The 18,221-nt window shown below is 64.1% G+C and carries 22 protein-coding genes; 12 read left to right on the plus strand and 10 right to left on the minus strand.

Annotated features, from left to right (window positions below; all coding sequences use genetic code 11):
• The first annotated feature begins 135 nt into the window (after positions 1–135).
• Positions 136–1,746 carry a CHASE domain-containing protein gene (locus JN302_RS11510; RefSeq protein WP_202332936.1) on the plus strand — a complete coding sequence of 537 codons (1,611 nt, stop codon included), beginning with the start codon at positions 136–138 and terminating at the stop codon, positions 1,744–1,746.
• A gap of 200 nt (positions 1,747–1,946) precedes the next feature.
• Here the strand turns inward: JN302_RS11510 and JN302_RS11515 are convergent, their stop codons facing one another.
• From JN302_RS11515 to JN302_RS11535, 5 genes are all read right to left on the minus strand, one after another.
• Positions 1,947–2,201, minus strand: a complete 255-nt coding sequence (locus tag JN302_RS11515; RefSeq protein ID WP_202332937.1) for a glycine zipper domain-containing protein — start codon at positions 2,199–2,201, stop codon at positions 1,947–1,949.
• 62 nt (positions 2,202–2,263) lie between these two features.
• The gene (locus JN302_RS11520) at positions 2,264–2,590 is read right to left on the minus strand and encodes a hypothetical protein (RefSeq protein WP_202332938.1); all 327 of its coding nucleotides are present in this window, start codon (positions 2,588–2,590) and stop codon (positions 2,264–2,266) included.
• 193 nt (positions 2,591–2,783) lie between these two features.
• Positions 2,784–3,839 carry a PAS domain-containing sensor histidine kinase gene (locus JN302_RS11525; protein ID WP_202312246.1) on the minus strand — a complete coding sequence of 352 codons (1,056 nt, stop codon included), beginning with the start codon at positions 3,837–3,839 and terminating at the stop codon, positions 2,784–2,786.
• 117 nt (positions 3,840–3,956) lie between these two features.
• The gene (locus JN302_RS11530) at positions 3,957–4,124 is read right to left on the minus strand and encodes a DUF1328 domain-containing protein (RefSeq protein ID WP_202312248.1); all 168 of its coding nucleotides are present in this window, start codon (positions 4,122–4,124) and stop codon (positions 3,957–3,959) included.
• A 120-nt stretch (positions 4,125–4,244) separates the two neighbouring features.
• A complete protein-coding gene (locus JN302_RS11535) occupies positions 4,245–5,039 on the minus strand; it encodes a response regulator (RefSeq protein ID WP_202332939.1) in 795 nt (264 codons plus the stop codon).
• A gap of 230 nt (positions 5,040–5,269) precedes the next feature.
• On the opposite strand from JN302_RS11535, the gene JN302_RS11540 reads away from it, so the two are divergent.
• Both JN302_RS11540 and JN302_RS11545 read left to right on the plus strand, forming a co-directional pair.
• Positions 5,270–5,464 carry a NepR family anti-sigma factor gene (locus JN302_RS11540; RefSeq protein ID WP_202314690.1) on the plus strand — a complete coding sequence of 65 codons (195 nt, stop codon included), beginning with the start codon at positions 5,270–5,272 and terminating at the stop codon, positions 5,462–5,464.
• 6 nt (positions 5,465–5,470) lie between these two features.
• A complete protein-coding gene (locus JN302_RS11545; protein WP_202312251.1) occupies positions 5,471–6,019 on the plus strand; it encodes a sigma-70 family RNA polymerase sigma factor in 549 nt (182 codons plus the stop codon).
• Here the strand turns inward: JN302_RS11545 and JN302_RS11550 are convergent.
• Positions 6,005–6,391: a response regulator gene (locus tag JN302_RS11550; RefSeq protein WP_244743226.1), complete on the minus strand. Its 387-nt coding sequence runs from the start codon at positions 6,389–6,391 to the stop codon at positions 6,005–6,007. The two genes, JN302_RS11545 and JN302_RS11550, sit on opposite strands and share 15 nt — an antisense overlap.
• Before the next feature lie 184 nt (positions 6,392–6,575).
• Between JN302_RS11550 and JN302_RS11555 the strand changes: the two genes are divergently transcribed.
• The 9 genes from JN302_RS11555 to JN302_RS11595 all read left to right on the plus strand — a co-directional run bounded on the left by JN302_RS11555 (position 6,576) and on the right by JN302_RS11595 (position 13,316).
• Positions 6,576–7,325 carry a Crp/Fnr family transcriptional regulator gene (locus JN302_RS11555; RefSeq protein ID WP_202312253.1) on the plus strand — a complete coding sequence of 250 codons (750 nt, stop codon included), beginning with the start codon at positions 6,576–6,578 and terminating at the stop codon, positions 7,323–7,325.
• 134 nt (positions 7,326–7,459) lie between these two features.
• A complete protein-coding gene (locus JN302_RS11560; RefSeq protein ID WP_202312255.1) occupies positions 7,460–7,798 on the plus strand; it encodes a DUF883 family protein in 339 nt (112 codons plus the stop codon).
• Positions 7,799–8,248, plus strand: a complete 450-nt coding sequence (locus JN302_RS11565; protein ID WP_202332940.1) for a hypothetical protein — start codon at positions 7,799–7,801, stop codon at positions 8,246–8,248.
• Between the two features lie 392 nt (positions 8,249–8,640).
• Entirely contained in the window at positions 8,641–9,609 is a 969-nt protein-coding gene (locus JN302_RS11570) for a PRC-barrel domain-containing protein (RefSeq protein WP_202332941.1), read from the plus strand.
• Positions 9,610–9,836: 227 nt separating this feature from the next.
• Positions 9,837–10,766 carry a VOC family protein gene (locus JN302_RS11575; protein ID WP_202312260.1) on the plus strand — a complete coding sequence of 310 codons (930 nt, stop codon included), beginning with the start codon at positions 9,837–9,839 and terminating at the stop codon, positions 10,764–10,766.
• A 7-nt stretch (positions 10,767–10,773) separates the two neighbouring features.
• Positions 10,774–11,409 carry an alpha/beta hydrolase gene (locus JN302_RS11580; RefSeq protein WP_202332942.1) on the plus strand — a complete coding sequence of 212 codons (636 nt, stop codon included), beginning with the start codon at positions 10,774–10,776 and terminating at the stop codon, positions 11,407–11,409.
• Positions 11,406–11,705 (plus strand): GNAT family N-acetyltransferase, encoded by a 300-nt coding sequence (locus JN302_RS11585; protein WP_202312262.1) that lies wholly within the window; start codon positions 11,406–11,408, stop codon positions 11,703–11,705. The genes JN302_RS11580 and JN302_RS11585 overlap by 4 nt, the downstream gene beginning before the upstream one ends.
• Before the next feature lie 2 nt (positions 11,706–11,707).
• A complete protein-coding gene (locus JN302_RS11590; protein ID WP_202332943.1) occupies positions 11,708–12,010 on the plus strand; it encodes a GNAT family N-acetyltransferase in 303 nt (100 codons plus the stop codon).
• A gap of 229 nt (positions 12,011–12,239) precedes the next feature.
• Positions 12,240–13,316, plus strand: a complete 1,077-nt coding sequence (locus JN302_RS11595; RefSeq protein WP_202332944.1) for a dipeptidase — start codon at positions 12,240–12,242, stop codon at positions 13,314–13,316.
• A gap of 95 nt (positions 13,317–13,411) precedes the next feature.
• Here the strand turns inward: JN302_RS11595 and JN302_RS11600 are convergent, their stop codons facing one another.
• The 4 genes from JN302_RS11600 to JN302_RS11615 are packed head-to-tail and all read right to left on the minus strand — an operon-like array spanning position 13,412 to position 18,118.
• A complete protein-coding gene (locus JN302_RS11600) occupies positions 13,412–13,660 on the minus strand; it encodes a hypothetical protein (protein WP_202332945.1) in 249 nt (82 codons plus the stop codon).
• Between the two features lie 7 nt (positions 13,661–13,667).
• Positions 13,668–14,870 carry an aminomethyltransferase family protein gene (locus JN302_RS11605; RefSeq protein ID WP_446720750.1) on the minus strand — a complete coding sequence of 401 codons (1,203 nt, stop codon included), beginning with the start codon at positions 14,868–14,870 and terminating at the stop codon, positions 13,668–13,670.
• A gap of 58 nt (positions 14,871–14,928) precedes the next feature.
• Positions 14,929–16,512 carry a phytoene desaturase family protein gene (locus JN302_RS11610; protein ID WP_202332946.1) on the minus strand — a complete coding sequence of 528 codons (1,584 nt, stop codon included), beginning with the start codon at positions 16,510–16,512 and terminating at the stop codon, positions 14,929–14,931.
• Positions 16,499–18,118, minus strand: coding sequence for a phytoene desaturase family protein (locus JN302_RS11615; protein ID WP_202332947.1), 1,620 nt, complete (start codon positions 18,116–18,118; stop codon positions 16,499–16,501). Before JN302_RS11615 ends, JN302_RS11610 begins: the two co-directional genes overlap by 14 nt.
• Between the last annotated feature and the right edge of the window lie 103 nt (positions 18,119–18,221).

Here is an 18,221-nt window from a genome sequence, read left to right on the forward strand (position 1 = left end):
ACGGGCCCCGCCTATATCAGGCAGAACGCTGGCCGCGGCTCTTCGCCTTGGCCCTTTCCTCCGTCGACGCTTTCGATTGCATTGAATTGCATGGTCGCCGATAAGTGCGTGAAAGCAGATGCGGGATAGTGCCTTTTGAGACGGTTTCTCCCAGCCGCGGCGTTCCTTTCGGTCGCCCTGGCGAGCCTCGTGATGGCCGGCTACGCCTATTTTGCCGTCCACGAAGCGGCGCGGATCAAATTCGAGGGGACGGCGGACGAAGCCCTGAACCGCATCGAGGGACGTCTGGAAATCCATCTTGCGCTGCTCGATGCCACCCACGCCCTCTTCCAGGCACGTGACGGCCAGGTGTCGCGCATGGCCTTCAAGACGTTCTTCGACGCGCTCGATGTCGAGAAAAGTTTCACCGGCCTGCGCGGTATAGGCTTCCTGCGGCTCGTCAAGACGGGCGACGAGGCTGTCGTCGTGCGGGATATGGAGCGCGACCACGGCCGGATCCTGCCGATCCAGCCCGACACCGACCAGGCCTGGCGTACGCCGGTGACCCTGTTCCAACCTCGCGAGAATATCGCCGGTATCGGCTACGACATGTTCACCGATCCCGCGCGCCGCGCCGCGATCGAGAAGGCGATGGGCGACGAAGGCACGTGGGCGACAGGCCTCGTCCAGATCGGCGAGGCGATGGGCGGCCCGGGTGTCCCCGGCTTCCTGGTCTTCAAGCGGCTGAATGTCGGCAGCGCGCCGTCGGGCACGGCGCCGCCCGGGGCCGCGACCATCGGGCTGCTCTTCGCGTCCTTCCGCTCGGCCGAACTCTTCAACAGCGCACTCGGTCGTGCCCCGCTGCTTCCGGTCGCGGCGGAAATCTTTGTCGGGACACCCGAAGACGGAAATCTGCTGTTCCGCACGGAGGCGCCGCCCGGAACCGTACACGGTGCCGATCTCCCGGTGACACGTCAGACGGTCGTCGGCGGCCGGCAATGGACTGTCGTGTTCCGTCCGACATCGGCCTTCGAACCGCCGACGTCGCTTGCCGTCCCGCTTATGCTCGGCACCTTCGGCCTCTTGCTCGCGACGGCCATAGCCGCGGCCGCCCGGCTCCAGGCCAAGGCCTATGAGGCGGCCCGCGCCTTGCAGCAGGCCACTGAAAAGTCGCTCCTGGAAAAGGACATGATGCTCCAGGAGATGAAACATCGGATCAAGAACTCGATCACGCGGATCATGGCGATCGCGCGTCAGACGGCGGCTGGCGCGTCCGACATCGGCCAGTTCACCACGACGTTCGGCGCGCGGTTGCAGGCGATGGCCGCCTCGCAGGACGTCCTCACCCGAGCGCGGTGGCAGAAGGCCGATCTCGTCGATCTCCTTACGATCGAGCTCGGCCTGGCCTTCGGCAATGAACTGCCGCCCGGCCTGATGTCCGGCCCGTCGGTTCGGCTGGACGAGGCGACCACCCAGGCGCTCGGGCTGACGTTCCACGAACTCGCGACCAATACGTTGAAATATGCCGACGTATCGGGATTGAGAGTGACCTGGGAGGTATTGAGGAACGGCAGGAACCGGCATCTGCATCTGAGATGGTCGGAAAGCGGGGTCCCCGATGTGAGCGAGCCGGAAAGGACCGGCTTCGGCACGAAGCTCATCGACATGACCATCACGCGTGAACTCCACGGAACGATTCAGCGGCATTATCGCCCGGACGGCCTGCAGATCGAGATCGCCGTGCCGCTCGGTAAAGCCAAATCCTGAGCGTTGGACCTGCTGCATCGGGCGCAAATCCGCGTGGCCTGGCTTAAGGGCGAGCGACAGTCGCAGTCAGGTCGGGACGGGCAAGCCCAAGGATCGGCTCTGGCCAAGGGACGACGGGAGTCGGCGGGGATTGTTTCGGAACCCGGCATGAAACCTCCCGCCCCATGGCTTGCCACGGGGTCGGGAGCAAATAGAGAGAATCAGCACAGATCGACGTATTCGCGGCCGGTAGAGCGGTCGCGATAGCGGCAATAACCCGGACGGTCGGCAACCCGGCCAAGCAGATAACCACCCACGGCACCAGCCGCTGCGCCGACGGCGGCGCCCTCGATTGTGCCGCTCGCAATGCCGCCGATTGCCGCGCCTACGGCAGCGCCGCCGACTGCCGTCTTTTCGGCCGTCGTGCACCCGGCGAGGGCCGCCGCCGCAACGAGTGCGATAATCAATTTTTTCATATAACCGCTCCTAGCAAGGGGTGTCCCCGTATGAAAGCCGGGAACGGTCATCAACTGCCGTTTCAGTCCCGTCCGGCGTACCCTTGCTCCGTGCGATGCGAATTTGTCGCAACCATGACGCTGGTGCTTCCGATCGAGGCGATCAGTGTGCCGTCCGGCCGAACATCCCAGGTCAGTTCCGCATCCTCTTCTTCCATGGCGGGGTCCACGGGCAGGCATTTCGCGAAAATCTGCGGCTGGTTCCCGGTGAAGAGAGAAAGCGCGCCTGGTACTTCGCTTTCGCACTCCTCCACCGTCTCGAACACTGTGACCGGCGCCGGAAGTTCACTGCATTGCGCCAGATCGTCCGAGCAGCCGATGATGAGCAACAAGGCGGCAATGTGTTCCATCACAAAACTCCTCTTGCCCATAGTAACGGAGTTTCGCGGGGAGGAGTTCCATGCCTTTGGTATTGTATTTTTACTACGTTGGATTCCGGCTGCGCCCGACCTCCTGCACGAAGACGAGCCGATATCATCCCAATGTACGGGGCCTCGTCTCCGATCGTCGAGCGCCGGGCCTCCTTCGGATCCCTTTTCGCGGTTATTCGATCTCGAAGCTGCCTTCGGGCACCAGGAGGCTGTATTCCAGCACTTCGGGACCGACCTTGAGGCTGGCCATCCCATCGAGAGAGGCCGGCACCACGCGTTCGAGTGCGACGCTGCCGAAGCGCTTGTTCCTGAGATTGCCGCCATTGGGCGGAATGTCTTCGTTCCAGATCAGGGACAGCGCTCTGTCGCCGGGGAGGTCGTTTTCGTCGGCCGGCACGATCCGTGCCGTCAACGTCACCTGGCCGTCCGGGCGCGACAGCGCGCCGTAGCTCACTGAATTGACCGCCAGTTCGTGCAGGGCCAGGCCGATATGCAGCGCCGCATTCGGATTGAGGAAGGGATTGGCCCCTTTGATCCTAACACTGTTTTGCGGATCGGCCGTGTAGCGGCTCACCTGACCGGCGACCAGTTCATGCAGGTCGGCGCCGCGCCAGTTCGAGGAGGTGACGAGGTCCTGCGACGAGGCGAGCGACTGCAATCGTCCTCGAAACCGGGTCAGGAAGCCGTCGATCGTGCCGGAATAGCGGCCGGTCTGGGTCGCCACGCTCTGTATGATGGCGAGCAGGTTCTTCGACCGGTGGCTCACCTCCCGCAGCAAGGTGCGCAGCGTCTGCTCACGGCGCTTCTGTTCGGTGATATCGACTGCGGTCGTGACAACGCCGCCGACACGTCCGTCGTTGCGGTCTGCATCGATCCAGATGTTGAACCAGTTGGCGCCGCCGTCTGCCGGGACGCTGATCTCGAGGCTTTGCGGGTGACCCGATTCTAGCACCGCCTTTTTTGCCCCGATCAGGCGCTGCGCCTCGGAGGCGGGAAGGAACTGGTCGTCCGTCGCGCCGAACAGGTCGCCGGTCGACCATGACGGCGGAACGTTGCGCGCCCAAAGCACCCGGAGTTCCGGGTCCTGGTAGACGACGGATATGCCGGTGTTGTTGAGCGCGCGGAGCAGGCTTCGGCCCAGTTCGACGCTCGATTCGGGATGATGTACGTTCACGAACCCGCTCCCGCCCTGTTTTTTTCCTTCTTTTCCTCCGACTTCAGGGCTCATGCAAGTGCGGGCCTCAGTATCCCTCGAGCCTGTCCGTTGCAGGCGTCGGGCGAGGGTTGGTTCGACGAATGTCGAAATCCGTTGAGCGCGGACTCCGAAATCCCGTCGACAGCTGGATCACCCGGCTCGTCGGAACAGTCCCGCAATCAGGGAAAGCACGAGGAAAGCCAGGAAAATGAAGAACAGGATCTGCGCGATACCGGCGGAGGTGCCGGCTATGCCGCCGAAGCCCAGTGCGCCGGCGATAATGGCGACGACAAGGAAGACCAGGGCCCAGTATAGCATCGACCTTCTCCTATGTTGTTTCGTGACGGCAGAACGTGTCGCGTCGATATTCGTTCCGGTGTGAACAGTGGCGGGGGGCGATGCCGGTGCATTGCGCGGCCGCCATAGACCAGTGTGTTGTCAGGCCGCGGCCTTGGCTTGTCTGTCGAAGAACAGGGCCTGGCTGATCAGGGCTTTCACCATCTCGGGGTTGAACGGCTTGGTGACGAGGAAGGCCGGCTCGGGCCGCTCGCCGGTGAGCAGGCGCTCGGGAAAGGCGGTGATGAAGATCACGGGAACAGGTGTCGATGACAGGATTTCGTTGACTGCGTCTATGCCGGAGCTGCCGTCGGCCAGCTGGATGTCGGCGAGCACCATTTTCGGACTGGTCTTCTGGAACAGGGTGATGGCCTCGGAGTGGGTTCGCGCCGTGCCGACGACGCGGTGGCCCAGGCTCTCGACCATCTCCTCGATGTCCATGGCGATCAACGGCTCGTCCTCGATCACCAATATGTCGGTCGCGACCTGACGCGAGATTTCGTTGCTCGCCTGATTGATCAATGCGGTGAACTCGCGTTCCGACACGTCGAGGACTTCGGCCGCTTCCTTGTCCGAAAAACCTTCCACGGCGACGAGCAGAAAGGCCTGGCGCGGGCGTGGCGCCAGGGCCGCGAGATTGGTGACGGCGCGTTGCTCCCAGGCCGATGCCGGGGTCTCCTGCGGCACCTGGATGGAAATGGACGAAAACAGCCGAGTGAAGATCTTGTAGAGTGCGATCCGGTCGCTCGACGCTTCGGGGAAGATGCCGACATCGGCGATGATCGCCTCCAGCATCGCTGCGACCAGCGCGTCCCCACTGGTTTGCGATCCCGACACCGCGCGCGAGAAGCGGCGCAGAAATGGCAGATGTGGGGCGATCGTCGCTGACAACGTCATGATCGGTGGTCTCCCTCGGTGCCGTTGAGGCCGGTAGGAATTGTCGCTTTCTCGGGCTCGAATACGACGTGCTCAACGTCGGCCACAACAAAAAGTTCCAGGGCACAGGAACGAATCCACCGGCCGGACGTTGTCGCGGTCAGATCGGCGGCTTTCAACACAGGGCGCCGGCCGTTGGTTGTGCGCAATTCGGGGGGACGGGATATGACAAACCAGGGCGAATGGACGGCATGACAAAAGCAGCTGGCGCGCGGCAGACGAGGCCGAAACCGAATGGGCCCGAACATCTTCTGGGGGCGAATTCGGAAATAGCCCGGAAATTGGACGAATACTACAAGAGCCTTCTCTCAGACGAAGTGCCTGACCATCTCACCCAGCTGCTGGCTCGGCTGGAAAGGGCGGAATCCGAACAGAAGAAGGGTTGATCGCTCATGGCCGTATCGCAGGGATTCAAGGACGATCTGCTCGGCGCGATACCTAGCCTGCGCGCTTTCGCGGTCTCGTTGTCGCAGAATGTCGACCGGGCCGACGATCTGGTGCAGGAAACGTTGGTCAAGGCGTGGGACAAGCATATGAGCTTCCACCCCGGCACCAATATGAAGGCCTGGCTGTTCACCATCCTGCGCAACGAGTTCTATTCTCAGATGCGCAAGCGCGGTCGCGAGGTTCAGGACAGCGAGGGCGTCATGACCGGCCGCCTGGCGGTCCATCCCAGCCAGCATGGCGCGCTCGACCTGGAGGATTTCCGCTCCGCGCTCGCACAATTGCCGGAGGATCAGCGTGAATCGATCATCCTGATCGGCGCTTCGGGCTTCTCCTACGAGGAGGCCGCCGAGATCTGCGGCTGCGCGGTGGGAACGATCAAGAGCCGGGTCAGCCGGGCGCGCGCGAAGCTGCAGGAAATCCTCGAGATCTCCGGCGAGGCCGACTATGGTCCGGATGCGATTTCTGCGCAGGTCCTGGGATCAAATGCGGCGTGACCCGGCGAGCGCGGCGATGACAACGTCCATGAGGACGGTGCCGCTATAGGGCTTGCTGACGACGGGCGCCCCCGGAACGGCCTTGTGAAGCTCTTCCAGGTCGCCATATCCGGACGCGATCACGAACGGCACGCCGAGATGCAGAAGTTCCCGGGCGAAGCCGACAGTCGACTGGCCTTCGAGCATGAGGTCAAGGACCGCGACGTCGAAGCGTTTGGCAACAGCCTCGGCGCCCCCGGTCTCTTCGAGGCTTTTCAGGATCACGATGTCGTCCGCGCCGCATTCGCGGCACAACTGCTCGACATCCATGGCGATCAGGAACTCGTCTTCCAGCACCAGGATGCGCTTGCCCGAGAGCGCGTCTGCAGCCAAGTCTCCAACCTCCGGATCCGGCAAGCCGTTACAAAATGAACACATGGACGAGTTGCCACGGGGTGTCATTTAAAAAAGACATGACGGAACCGTTTCGTTTCGTGAGGCGTTGCCCGGCGCCGGTCCTATCGCGCGAGCCGCCGCGTCGCGCGATTGCGAAGCAGATCCGACACGAGGGAAGAAGATGGGACCGCAAGCCATTCCGACTCTTCAATATCCGTGTGAACACTGCCCTTTGCGTCCGCTGAAGGTTTTCAGGAATTTCGAAGAGCAGGAACTGGCCTTCGTCGCCACCTTCAAGAAGGGCGAACTGGCGGTGGAAAAGGGCGTTACGGTGCTGCTCGAAGGCAGTCACAGTGCTCATCTATACACCGTGCTGTCCGGTTGGGGCTTCCGCTACAAGCTGCTTTCCGACGGACGCCGGCAGATCCTCAACTACGTCATGCCCGGAGACCTGATCGGCCTCCAGGGCAGCCTCACGGGCGAGATGCAGCATTCCGTCGAGGCGTTGTCACCGATGCTGCTTTGCGTCTTCGAACGGGATCGACTGATGGAACTCTATCGCAACCATCCGGGCCTGGCCTACGACATCACCTGGATCGCCTCCAGGGAAGAGCAGATGCTCGATGAAAATCTTCTAAGCGTGGGCCGTCGGACGGCGCTCGAGCGGGCAGCCTACTTGATTGCCTTCCTCCTGGAGCGCGCCAGGGGCGTCAGCCTGATCAGCGCCGGATCGGCGGAGATCCCCATCACCCAGCAGCATGTCGCCGACACGCTCGGGCTGTCGCTCGTCCACACCAACAAGACGCTGCGAAAGTTGGCGAGCCGCAAGCTTATAGCGTGGAACGGGGGCTGCACGGTTCTCGACGGCGAGGGGTTGAAGAGGGTGGCGCGTTGGGAAGGGCTGTCGATGCAAGGTCGGCCGCTTGTATGATCGGGGCACTCGACCATGAGGAATGCGGACTGGACTTCCGCAGCGAAACCCATTTTCATGACCCAGCGGTTCCCCGACCGTGGAACATCGGTCCCGGCGGTGCGTTTGGCGTCGTGTAAACAAGGAGTTGAACCATGCCGAGTGCTGCAGAAAAAGGCGGGAAATCCGACAATGGATCTCGGGTGATCTCGCAGGATCTCGAAGCCGATATTGCCCAGCTGAAGAGCGATCTGGCGAAGCTCGCCAAACAGCTCCAGTCGACGGGCGGGCATTCCTATGGAGCGGCCCGGCGTGCTGCGTCCGAAGGCGTCGACCAGTTGAAGGCGCAAGGCGAAGCGGCGATCGAAAGGGTGCGCTCGGGCGCAAGCGACCTGGAGACGCGGCTCGAGGAGGCTATTCGCGAGAAGCCGCTGACCTCACTTGGCGTCGCGATTGGAGTGGGCTTCATGCTCGCATTGCTGACGCGCCGCTGAATGCTCGGCTCGGTCATCGCCGCATTCATTTCCGGTGAGGCTTCCAACATGGCGCGACGGGCTCGCCGCGCCATGATTGTTTATGTCCTGGCGGGTCTGGCCGGGCTCGTCGGGATCGGTTTTCTGGTGGCGGCGGGCTATATCGCCGCCGCCGAGCGCTTCGGCGCTATCGAAACGGCTGCGGGATTCGGCGTCGGTTTCCTGCTCGTCGCCGGGCTGATCATCGGAATATCCGGGTTGTCGGCCCGCCGCCGATCGCGAAGGGAGGCGGACCGCCGGTCGTTCGACATCGCCTCGATAGCGGCGGCGGCAGCCATATCCCTGCTGCCGTCGATGCTGCGGGGGCGGGCCGGAATTGCGGCCGTGGTCTGGCCGGTGCTTGCCCTGCTCGCTTATGCGATCTACCGCGAAAACACCACGCCGGACAAAGGAGACGAGCCGTCCGAGTGATCCTGGGTTCTTCCCTACGGCGTGGCCGCGAGCACCGGCCCATTCTGCCTTGCCCTTGAGGCAGGCCTTCCTCTCGTCGTCTCGATGGCCCCGGAACGTCGGACCGGCCGGCTGCCTCAGCAGCGGGCGAAAGCGATTCGAGCAATCCACGTCACGAAGAGTCGCGCCGCGCTCGCGAAAGAAATAGCTCTCCGTCCGCGCCCAGAGCCGGAACCGGTCACATTCCAGGCGATCGGCAGCGTTGTCATCCCTGGCGGGCAAATGTCCGTGAATGCAACCGGAACCGGACCGGAGTCACGACGTTTGGTGATTGTGACGCCGCGCCGGTTCTCCCTTGCGACAGATCGATCAGGCGCGGCGGTGCAAGACCTTTCGCACAAGGAGAATGTATCATGAACCGTCATCTTTTCGCTACGACCGCCGTCGCCGTCCTGCTTGCCACTGGCGCCTATGCCCAGGACGCGACCCAGCCAGCGCCGACCCAGGCGCCGGCCGAGATCCAACCGGCCGATCCTGCCATGCCCGCCGCCACGGTGAAGGCGGATGGCCAGATCGCGACCAATATCATCGGCGAGACCGTATATGACGGTACCGGCGACGACGCCCAGAATATCGGCGACGTGAACGATATCGTCATCGGCCAGGACGGGAAGGCCGAGGCAGTAGTGATCGGCGTGGGCGGCTTTCTGGGCATCGGCGAGAAAAACGTCGCCTGGGACTATTCGGACATGGATTGGGCCGAAAAGGACGGCGACCGCTGGATAGTGATCACGGCCACCAAGGAGGAACTGGAGGCTCTGCCGGCCTTCGACCGCAAGGCCTATGACCCGGCAGCGGCTCCGTCCACTGCGGGCGACACGACCGCACCGGCGGGCGACACGACCGCGATGGCGCCGTCCGCCGACGCGCCTTCGACGACAGCGCCGGCCGATGAGGCGATGAAGCCTGCGCCTGCTCAGGACGCGCAGGCTCCGTCGACGCAGACCGACATGACGACGACGGCTGCCGTCGACAAGTCGCAACTGAAGGAGGTGCAGCCCGGTGATCTGAGCGCCGAGAAGGACCTCGTGGGCACCACCGTCTACGGCGCCGAGGACGCCAATGTGGGCGAGATCGGTGACGTGGTGCTGACGCAGGACGGCAAGGTGGACGCCGTGATCGTCGATGTCGGAGGCTTCCTGGGTGTCGGAGAGAAGCCGGTGGCGATCGGCATGGACAATCTGGTGTTCATGACCGATGCCGACGGCAACAAATATCTCTACACCAATTTCACCGAGGAGCAGCTGAACGCGGCCCCTGCCTATGACGAGAGCACATGGGCCGAGAAGCGTGACGACCAGCGCATGACGGTCACCCGGTAACGGTGACGCTCGTCCGCAACGAGGAGCTCGTCGGTCGACGGGTTCCTCGAGCTTTCCATGGATATCGCCGGACATAGCGAGTGATCCATGCGGTGAACGATGTCTGTCAGATTGTTCATAAATTGAGAACGGTTCATCCTGAGAACGCTCTCTTTCATTTGCCGTTCCGCTCCCGACATAGTGCGGCATGAGACGACGCCGGAGCGTCGGACACGAAGGAGAGCAGGATGCTGAACCAGATCAAGGGCCTCCACCACGTCACGTCGATGGCGAAGGATGCAAGGCAGAACAACGAATTCTTCACCGGGAAGCTAGGCCTGCGCCGGGTCAAGAAGACGGTGAACTTCGACGCCCCTGACGTCTATCATCTCTACTACGCGGATGAATTCGGTACGCCGGGATCGGTCATGACCTATTTTCCGTTCCCGAATATCGGCAAGGGTCGCCCCGGCACGGGAGAAGTCGGCACGACCGTCTTTTCCGTTCCTGAAGGAACACTCGGCTACTGGGAGACGCATCTCGCCGGCCAGGGCGTCACCGGTCTCAGGCGCGAGGAGAGTTTCGGCCAGAAGCGGCTCGCCTTCGACGGGCCCGACGGCGATGGTTTCGCTCTCGTGGAAGACAAGGGCGATGAACGTGCTCCCTGGGCGAAGGGCGGCGTGCCGTCCGACGAGGCGATCCGTGGCTTCCACTCGGTTTCGATGCGGCTGCGCGATGCGGGCCGGACCGCCGAACTGCTGAAGTTCATGGGCTATCAGGAGGTAGATGCCTCCGGCGATGTCAGGCGTTTCGCCGTGGAGAACGGCAACGGCGCGGACATCGTCGACATCGAGACCCTACCCGGCGCGCCGCTCGCCGATCTCGGCGCGGGCTCGGTGCATCACGTCGCCTTCGCGGTGGAAAACCGAGCCAGTCAGCTCGAGGTGCGCAAGGCGCTGATGGACACGGGCTACCAGGTGACGCCTGTCATCGACCGCGACTACTTCTGGGCGATCTATTTCCGGACCCCCGGCGGCGTGTTGTTCGAGGTCGCCACCAACGAGCCCGGCTTCGACAGGGACGAGGATACCGCGCATCTCGGCGAGACATTGAAGTTGCCGTCGCAGCATGCGCATCTGAGGCCCTATCTCGAACAGCACCTCCAGCCGCTGGAGTGAAAAGCGCATGGAAAACGACAGCTACATCCACACCGTGCTGCCCGGAAAACCGGGCAGTCCGCTGCTCTTCGTCTTTCACGGGACGGGCGGCGACGAGCGCCAACTCGTCTCGCTGGGCAGGGATCTGATGCCCGGCGCGACCATCGTGTCGCCGCGAGGCGACGTCTCCGAGATGGGCGCTGCGCGCTTCTTCCGGCGCACAGGCGAGGGCGTCTACGACATGGACGACCTCGCCCGGGCCACCGACAAGATGAAGGCCTTCGTACATAAGCAGATCGAGGCCGGGAAACCTTCCGCGGTGCTCGGCCTCGGCTATTCGAACGGCGCCAACATCCTGGCATCCGTCGTCTTTGCCGCGCCTGACCTGTTCGACGGCGCGGTGCTGATGCATCCCCTGATCCCGTTCGATCCCAAGGTCGCGGGCAGCCTGAGCGGCAAGGCCATGCTGGTGACGGCCGGTCGGCGTGATCCGATCTGTCCGCCGCAGATGACGTCCCGGCTGGAATCCTATTTGCGCGCGAGCGGGGCTGATGTCACAGTTGAATGGCATGAGGGCGGTCATGAGTTGCGCCCTGCCGAAATCGAGGCGGCCAGGCAGTTGCTTGGCCGCTGGACCGACGGGAAAGGAAGAGGAACGGCATGACCGAGCAGGCGTCTGAGATACAGGTCGAGGACCGTGGTACGAAGGGTCGGTATTTCGTCACGGGGCCTGACGGCTCGGTGGCCGAAATGACCTTCACCAAGGCTGGCGACCATCAGCTCATCATCGACCACACCGAGGTGCCCGACGCGTTTCGCGGCCAGGGCATCGGCCTGAAGCTCGTGACGCGGGCGGTGGAAGACGCCCGCGCCGCGGCCAAGACCATCATCCCGCTCTGCCCCTTCGCCAATGCCCAGTTCCGGCGCCACCCGGAATGGGCCGACGTGCTGAAGCATTGACCATGGCCGACATCGCATCGACCTTCCAGTTCGAGGAGACGGCGAAAGGCGGCCGCTATTTCCTTTTCATGCCCAATGGCGAGGAATCGCGGCTGACCTTCGTCAAGGCGGCCTCCGGCCACATCATCGCCGATCACACCTTCGTCCCGGTGCCCTATCGGGGCGATGGGGTCGCGGAAGCCCTGGTCGAGCGGCTGGTGGCGGATGCACGGGCGGCGGGCAACAAGATAACGCCGACCTGCTGGTTCGTGGCCGACGAGTTCAAGCGTCACAGTCCGGCGTGGGACGACGTGCTGAAGGCTTGACCTTCCGGTTCTACCCCTTGAACAAATCCTTGTAGCGTTCGCGCAGCACGTTCTTCTGCACCTTGCCCATCGTGTTGCGCGGCAGTTCGTCGAGCAGCGCGATCCGTGGCGGCCGCGCCCCTCGTCAAGACAAAGATCGGGAACCGGTTTGCGCAAACCGCCGGGCATGCCTAAAAGATTGCGTCCCGCCGTTGTCCGGCACCCGTCCAAACAAACCCAGGTCGATCCCATGACAGACAAGATCCCCGTCTTCGACGGCCACAACGATGTGCTGCTCCGGCTGTTGAATGCCGGTTCGGCCAAGGCCGAAACCTCGGGTTCGGCTAAGGCCGAGACCTCGTTTATCGAGGGCAGGACGGGCGGGCATATCGACCTGCCGCGCGCCAGGGAGGGCGGTTTCGCCGGCGGCATGTTCGCGATGTTCCCGCCGCCGGTGAAGAATGTCGACCTCGATGCCAGCATGAAGGCCAAAAGCTACGACATGCCGCTGCCGCCCGAGCTCGACCGCAGCGACGCGCTTTCCTCCACGCTGGCGATGGCTTCGATCCTTTTCAGGCTCGAGCGGGCCGGCGCGCTTTCCGTCTGCCGCAGCGCCGGAGAGATTCGCGATGCGATGGCGCGCGGATCGCTGGCTGCGGTGTTCCATATCGAAGGCGTCGAGGCGATCGACACCGATCTCGTCCTGCTTGATGTGCTCCACGCGGCAGGCCTGCGCTCGCTCGGCATCGTGTGGAGCCGGCCGAACGCCTTCGGCCACGGCGTGCCTTTCCGCTTTCCTGCCTCGCCGGATACGGGGCCCGGACTGACGGAGGCCGGCAAGGCCCTCGTCCGAGCCTGCAACCGTCTGAAGATCCTGATCGATCTTTCGCATCTCAACGAGAAGGGCTTTCGTGACGTCGCGGCGATCAGCGACGCGCCGCTCGTCGCCACGCATTCAAACGTGCATGCGATCTGCGAGCATGCGCGCAACCTGACGGCCTGGCAGCTCGGGGCCATCCGCGAGAGCCGAGGTATGGTCGGGCTCAATTTCGCCACCGGCTTCCTCCGTCCCGACGGCCGGATGGATGCCAACACCGATCTCGACATCATGGTGCGCCATGTCGATGCCATGCTCGAGGCGCTGGGCGAGGACGGCGTCGGCCTTGGTTCCGACTTCGACGGCGCCCTCATCCCTTCGGTCATCGGCGACGTCGCGGGTCTGCCCCGGCTTCTCCAAGCCTTCGCCGCCCGCGGCTATGGCCGCGAGCTGATCGAGAAGATCGCGTGGCGGAACTGGCTGAGCGTTCTGGAAAGGACGATTGGATAAGCGAATAGCGAGTAGCGAATAGCGAATAGGGTAAAAATGAGTGGTGGGGCCGGGGCCGTCGCCCCCCGCCTCTTTCTTCCCCTATTCGCTACTCGCTATTCGCTACTCGCTCCCTTCATTCTCTCCAACCACCTCGCCCCCACGCCCCGATCCCGCATGATCGCCAACGGATCTTCCCGATCGAGACGAGAGCAGATGCGATAGACCTCCAGCGTCTCCGCATCCATCTCGCCTCTCTTGTGGAAGAACATGGCGGCCGCGTAGCGGGCGCGACCCGACCAGGGTTCGCCGAGCGGCGTATTGACCAGCGCCCATTGTTCGGCGACTTCCGTGTCCTCGTCCATGCCTCGTCTATCGTTCCGCGGGCGGGTTTGCGGTGCGCCTGCCGAGCTTGACGAAGGGACGCGGCACGACCTTGGCGCGTTTCATCAGCTTCTGGTACTGCAGTTCGCGCATCGCATAGATCTCGACCCAGAGGTCGCCGACGATCACGTCGCCGTAGGGGCGGGTCAGGCTGGCAAGAGCGATGTTGCGCTTCGCCGTCGGCGACCAGATGGCGGCGCTCACCAGTCCGACCTCGCGCGTCTTGCGGTGATAGACGATCGCATGTTCGGCCGGGACATTGCCCTCGATTTCCAGCCCGACCAGGATATGCCGCATCGTCTTTCGGGCGCGTGCCGTCTCGATTGCCCGCCGGCCGTTGAAATAACCCTTGTTGGAATCGATCATGAAGCCCAGCCCGATCTCGTCGGGCATGCGCAGCCGGTCGGCACGGATCGCATGTTCGGCGGTGACGAAGTCGCTGTTGGCGACGATCAGCCCCGCCTCGATGCGCGCCCGGTTGAGCGCCTTGTAGCCTATGGCGCGGATGCCGTGCAGTTGTCCCGCCTCGAACAGCCGATCCCAGAGGCTGAGCGCCCGTTCGGCCGGCACGAACAGTTCGTAGCCCAGATCGCCGGTGAAGCCCGTCCGCGAGATCGTCACCGTTCCAGCATCATGGGCGAAATCGGCCAGGTCGAAGAGCTTGAGTTTCTCGACACCGGCGAAGCCGGCGTCGCGCAGCACGGCATAGGAGGTCGGACCCTGCAACGCCAGGGCCGCGATCGCTTCGGTCTCCTCCGCGATCGCCACGTCGAAGCCGATCGCGCTGTCGAGGAGCCAGGGAAGATGCCGCTCCTGGCAGCAGAGCCGGAACCGTTCCGCGGAAAGCCGGAACAGCGTGCCGTCGTCGAGCACATGGCCCTGGTCGTCGCACCACGCCGTGTAGTGGACCCGTCCCGGCGCGAGGCGGGTCACGTCGCGCAAGGCCAGGCGGTCGCAGAAGGCTTCGGCGTCGGGTCCCTCGATCCGGTACTTCACCATCGGCGAGATGTCGAAGACGGCTGCCTGGCTGCGGATGGCGAAATATTCGAGTTCCTCGTCCCACAGCGAGCCGGGCGCCTTGTAGCCGGCCCAGTTGTACCAGTCTTCCTGCTTGCCGAGTGCCTCCAGCCTGGGCTGGAACGGGGAGGGCAGCCGCAGTGTGCGGAAGTGGTCCTGCCTGGCGAGGCGCATTGCTAGCGCCCCGTTGCGGGCTGGCATGGCGGAGAGCTTCTTGCGCAGCTGATGCACCTTAACCTCCCGCCTGGACGACGCGTCGCGCCGCGTTGAGCCCCGGAGCGCCGGAGACGCCGCCGCCGGGATGCGAGCCGGCTCCGCAGAGGAACAGCCCGTCGATCGGCGTGTCGTAGCGGCCGAGGCCGGAGACCGGCCGGGACATGAGCATCTGATCGGCCTGCAACTCGCCATGATGCCAATGGCCGCCCGGCATGCGGTAGCGCGCCTCGATATCGTCGGGCGTCAGCAATTCGGCATGAAGCACCGATTGCCTCAGTCCGGGAGCATGCGCCTCGATCTCCGTCAGCACCGCGTCGAGCAGCTTCGGTTTGCCGGCTTCCCAACCTTCCTTCAGGCGATACGGGGAATATTGGATCACGGCCGACAATACGCATGCGCCGCCGGGCGCGAGCGACGGATCGGACAGGCTCGGCAAGATGATCTCCATCACCGGCTCCGGCGAGAAGGCGCCATATTTCGAAGGGTTGAAGGCGTTCTCCACATGATCGGCGGATCGAGCGACGACCATCCTGCCGCGCGCCGCGGCGTCGTCGACGCCGGCGAAACGTGGCACCTTGTCGAGCGCGAGATTGAGCTTCGCCACATTGCCATCCATGCGGATGTTGCTCACCTTTCGCACCAGGCCGGTATCGAGCATGCGCGGACCGACCAGTTCGAGAAGCGTCGTCCTGGGATTGATCGCCGACATGACTGTTTTGGTGCGGATTTCCTCGCCCGATTGAAGGGTGACACCGGCGGCGCGGCCCTTCTCGACACGGATCTTCGCCACCGGGCTGCCAACGCGCGCCGTTACGCCAGCCGCCGCCGCGGCGCTGGCGACCGCCTTCACGACCGCGCCCATGCCGCCCTTCGGCAGAAGCTGCGCGCCCGACGTTCCGCCCGCTTCGCCGGTGAGCCTGTAGTAGAGACCGAGCAGCGAGGTCGGCGAGCGGGGGCCGAGATGGGACCCAAGAACGGCGTCGAAGGCGAGCAGTCCGCGCAGCCGATCATCCGTCAGGTGCTCGTCCAGCGCGTCGGTGACGTTCATGAGCAGCATGCGCAGGAAGTCGCGCATGTCCTCCTTTCCGAGCCGGCGAAGAGCCAGGCCGGTGCGGGCGAGCGCGGCCGTCTCGGTCAGCGGCATGCCCGCGAAATCAGGCGCGGCGCGGGAGAGGAACGGTTTCAGTACGCCGGCATAGCGGAGCAGTTGCGCGCGAAGTTCCCGCCACGCCACGGCTTCGGCAGCCGTTGCGCCGTCGAGGCTCTCGCCATAGGCGCCGTTCAGCACCAGCGTGTCGCCTTGCCTGGAAAGCACGGTGGTCGGAGCGCCGCCGTTCCGGTCGATCGCGAGGCCGTGCCTTTCCAGGTCGAGGGCCGCAACGACGTCGGGATGGAGCCGGTTCAGGATGTGAGCGAGCGAGGAGACACGGAAGCCCGGCGCGAAAGTCTCCGTACGCGCTGCGCCGCCGACCTCGCCGGCGGCCTCCAGCACCAGCACCTTGCGACCCGTCTTGGCGAGCACCGCCGCCGCGACGAGGCCGTTGTGGCCCCCGCCGATCACCACCACATCCCAGTTTCCTGCCGCCTCAGAAGACGTCATGGGCGGGGCTCATATGGTGGGTCGGCCGGGCGAGATCCCGCAGGATCTCCGAGGCGGCGTTGCGGCCGGGAGCGCCCATGACGCCTCCGCCCGGATGGGTGGACGAGCCGCACATATAGAGACCGCCGATTGGCGACCTGTACTGAGCGTAGCCTGGAACCGGCCTGTTGAAGAGCAACTGGTCGAAGGTCAGTTCGCCCTGGAAGATATTGCCTTCCGTCAACCCGACCTCGGCCTCGATCTCGCGCGGCGTGCGCACTTCCATGTGGACGATGCGGTCGCGGAAACCAGGCGAATAATCCGCGATCTGCGCGATCACGCTTTCGGCGAAGCCGTCGCGATCCGCGTCGGTCCAGTCGCGCCCCTCGACCTTGGGCGGAGCATATTGGACGAAGCAGCTCATGAAGTGTTTGCCCGGTGGCGCCATGGTTGGGTCGAGCGTGGTCGGGATCACGACGTCGAGGAAAGGGTCGTTCGACCAGCGCCCGGCCTTCCAGTCGTCATAGGCGCGCTCCATGCGTTCCACCGTATCGGTGAAATGCAGATCGGCCTGGACGCAGGGCGACCCTTCCGGCAGGGCCGGGAATTCGGGCATGGAATCCAGCGCGATGTTGACCTTGCCGGAGGAGCCTCGGATCTTGAAGTTCCTCACCCGCCGCAGGAAGACATCGGGAAGCTCCCGCGTCTCGACCAGCTTCAGGAAGGTGCGCTTCACATCCGCATTGGAGACGACGAGCTTGCCCGGCACCTCTTCGCCGCCGGCCAGCACCACGCCGCGCGCCTTGCCGCCGGCGACGAGGACGTGGTCGACCTCGGCCTCGGTGCGGATCGTCCCGCCGGCGGCCCGGAAGGAATCGGCGAGCGCCTTCGTCACCGCGCCCATGCCGCCGCGCGCAAAACCCCAGGCGCCCACCGATCCGTCGACCTCGCCCATATAGTGGTGCAGCAGCACATAGGCCGTGCCCGGCGACATCGGGCCGAGCGCGGTGCCGATGATGCCCGACAGCGCCAGATTGGCCTTGATGACGTCGGTCTCGAAATATTCGTCGAGGAAATCCGAGATCGACATCGTCCAGAAACGCAGGGTAAGCGCCATCTCCTCGGCGCTCAGCCCGGAGAATTTCCGGCCGAGATAGATCAGTTCGCCGATGTCGCGGGGGCGCAGGCTGGTCGGGTCGGGCGCGGTGCGCATCAGAAGCGGCTGGATGAAACGGCATTGCCGCGTGACGTCGCGGGCGTAGCGGTCGTAAGCCTCGGCGTCCCGCGCGGAGAAGCGCGCGAATTCCCTGCGATGAGCGTCGTGGTCCCGATAGTTGGCGAGATAGTCGCCGTCCTGTGTGAATACCGCACCACCCTCATAGGGGATCACCTGCAGCCCGAAACGGGGCAGCTCGAGATCGCGCATGATCTCGGGACGGAACAGCGAGCACACATAGGAGCAGTTCGAATAGAGGAAGCCAGGCGACAACTCGCGGCTGGTCGCCGCGCCGCCGACCCAGGGGTTCTTCTCCACGACCAGCACGTCGAGCCCCGCCCGCTGCAGATAGCAGGCATTGACCAGGCCGTTATGTCCTGCGCCGATGACGATGGCGTCCCAGCTCTTCATGGCCGCGTCCGCTCCGCCTCCATTTCCCTCGTCTTCGAACTTGGCACGGGGTCGGCGTCGCTGTCCAGTTATTTTGAATGAATGTTCAACAAATAATGTTGCA

Source organism: Mesorhizobium sp. L-8-3 (assembly GCF_016756615.1).
Classification (GTDB): domain Bacteria; phylum Pseudomonadota; class Alphaproteobacteria; order Rhizobiales; family Rhizobiaceae.

What these genes read in the sequence shown, in the direction of transcription:
- JN302_RS11515 (WP_202332937.1), bottom strand. Translation starts at nt 2,201, where the DNA reads ATGAAAAAATTGATTATCGCACTCGTTGCGGCGGCGGCCCTCGCCGGG.
- JN302_RS11520 (WP_202332938.1), bottom strand. Translation starts at nt 2,590, where the DNA reads ATGGAACACATTGCCGCCTTGTTGCTCATCATCGGCTGCTCGGACGAT.
- JN302_RS11525 (WP_202312246.1), bottom strand. Translation starts at nt 3,839, where the DNA reads ATGAGCCCTGAAGTCGGAGGAAAAGAAGGAAAAAAACAGGGCGGGAGC.
- JN302_RS11530 (WP_202312248.1), bottom strand. Translation starts at nt 4,124, where the DNA reads ATGCTATACTGGGCCCTGGTCTTCCTTGTCGTCGCCATTATCGCCGGC.
- JN302_RS11535 (WP_202332939.1), bottom strand. Translation starts at nt 5,039, where the DNA reads ATGACGTTGTCAGCGACGATCGCCCCACATCTGCCATTTCTGCGCCGC.
- JN302_RS11540 (WP_202314690.1), top strand. Translation starts at nt 5,270, where the DNA reads ATGACAAAAGCAGCTGGCGCGCGGCAGACGAGGCCGAAACCGAATGGG.
- JN302_RS11545 (WP_202312251.1), top strand. Translation starts at nt 5,471, where the DNA reads ATGGCCGTATCGCAGGGATTCAAGGACGATCTGCTCGGCGCGATACCT.
- JN302_RS11555 (WP_202312253.1), top strand. Translation starts at nt 6,576, where the DNA reads ATGGGACCGCAAGCCATTCCGACTCTTCAATATCCGTGTGAACACTGC.
- JN302_RS11560 (WP_202312255.1), top strand. Translation starts at nt 7,460, where the DNA reads ATGCCGAGTGCTGCAGAAAAAGGCGGGAAATCCGACAATGGATCTCGG.
- JN302_RS11565 (WP_202332940.1), top strand. Translation starts at nt 7,799, where the DNA reads ATGCTCGGCTCGGTCATCGCCGCATTCATTTCCGGTGAGGCTTCCAAC.
- JN302_RS11570 (WP_202332941.1), top strand. Translation starts at nt 8,641, where the DNA reads ATGAACCGTCATCTTTTCGCTACGACCGCCGTCGCCGTCCTGCTTGCC.
- JN302_RS11575 (WP_202312260.1), top strand. Translation starts at nt 9,837, where the DNA reads ATGCTGAACCAGATCAAGGGCCTCCACCACGTCACGTCGATGGCGAAG.
- JN302_RS11580 (WP_202332942.1), top strand. Translation starts at nt 10,774, where the DNA reads ATGGAAAACGACAGCTACATCCACACCGTGCTGCCCGGAAAACCGGGC.
- JN302_RS11585 (WP_202312262.1), top strand. Translation starts at nt 11,406, where the DNA reads ATGACCGAGCAGGCGTCTGAGATACAGGTCGAGGACCGTGGTACGAAG.
- JN302_RS11590 (WP_202332943.1), top strand. Translation starts at nt 11,708, where the DNA reads ATGGCCGACATCGCATCGACCTTCCAGTTCGAGGAGACGGCGAAAGGC.
- JN302_RS11595 (WP_202332944.1), top strand. Translation starts at nt 12,240, where the DNA reads ATGACAGACAAGATCCCCGTCTTCGACGGCCACAACGATGTGCTGCTC.
- JN302_RS11600 (WP_202332945.1), bottom strand. Translation starts at nt 13,660, where the DNA reads ATGGACGAGGACACGGAAGTCGCCGAACAATGGGCGCTGGTCAATACG.
- JN302_RS11605 (WP_446720750.1), bottom strand. Translation starts at nt 14,870, where the DNA reads ATGCGCCTCGCCAGGCAGGACCACTTCCGCACACTGCGGCTGCCCTCC.
- JN302_RS11610 (WP_202332946.1), bottom strand. Translation starts at nt 16,512, where the DNA reads ATGACGTCTTCTGAGGCGGCAGGAAACTGGGATGTGGTGGTGATCGGC.
- JN302_RS11615 (WP_202332947.1), bottom strand. Translation starts at nt 18,118, where the DNA reads ATGAAGAGCTGGGACGCCATCGTCATCGGCGCAGGACATAACGGCCTG.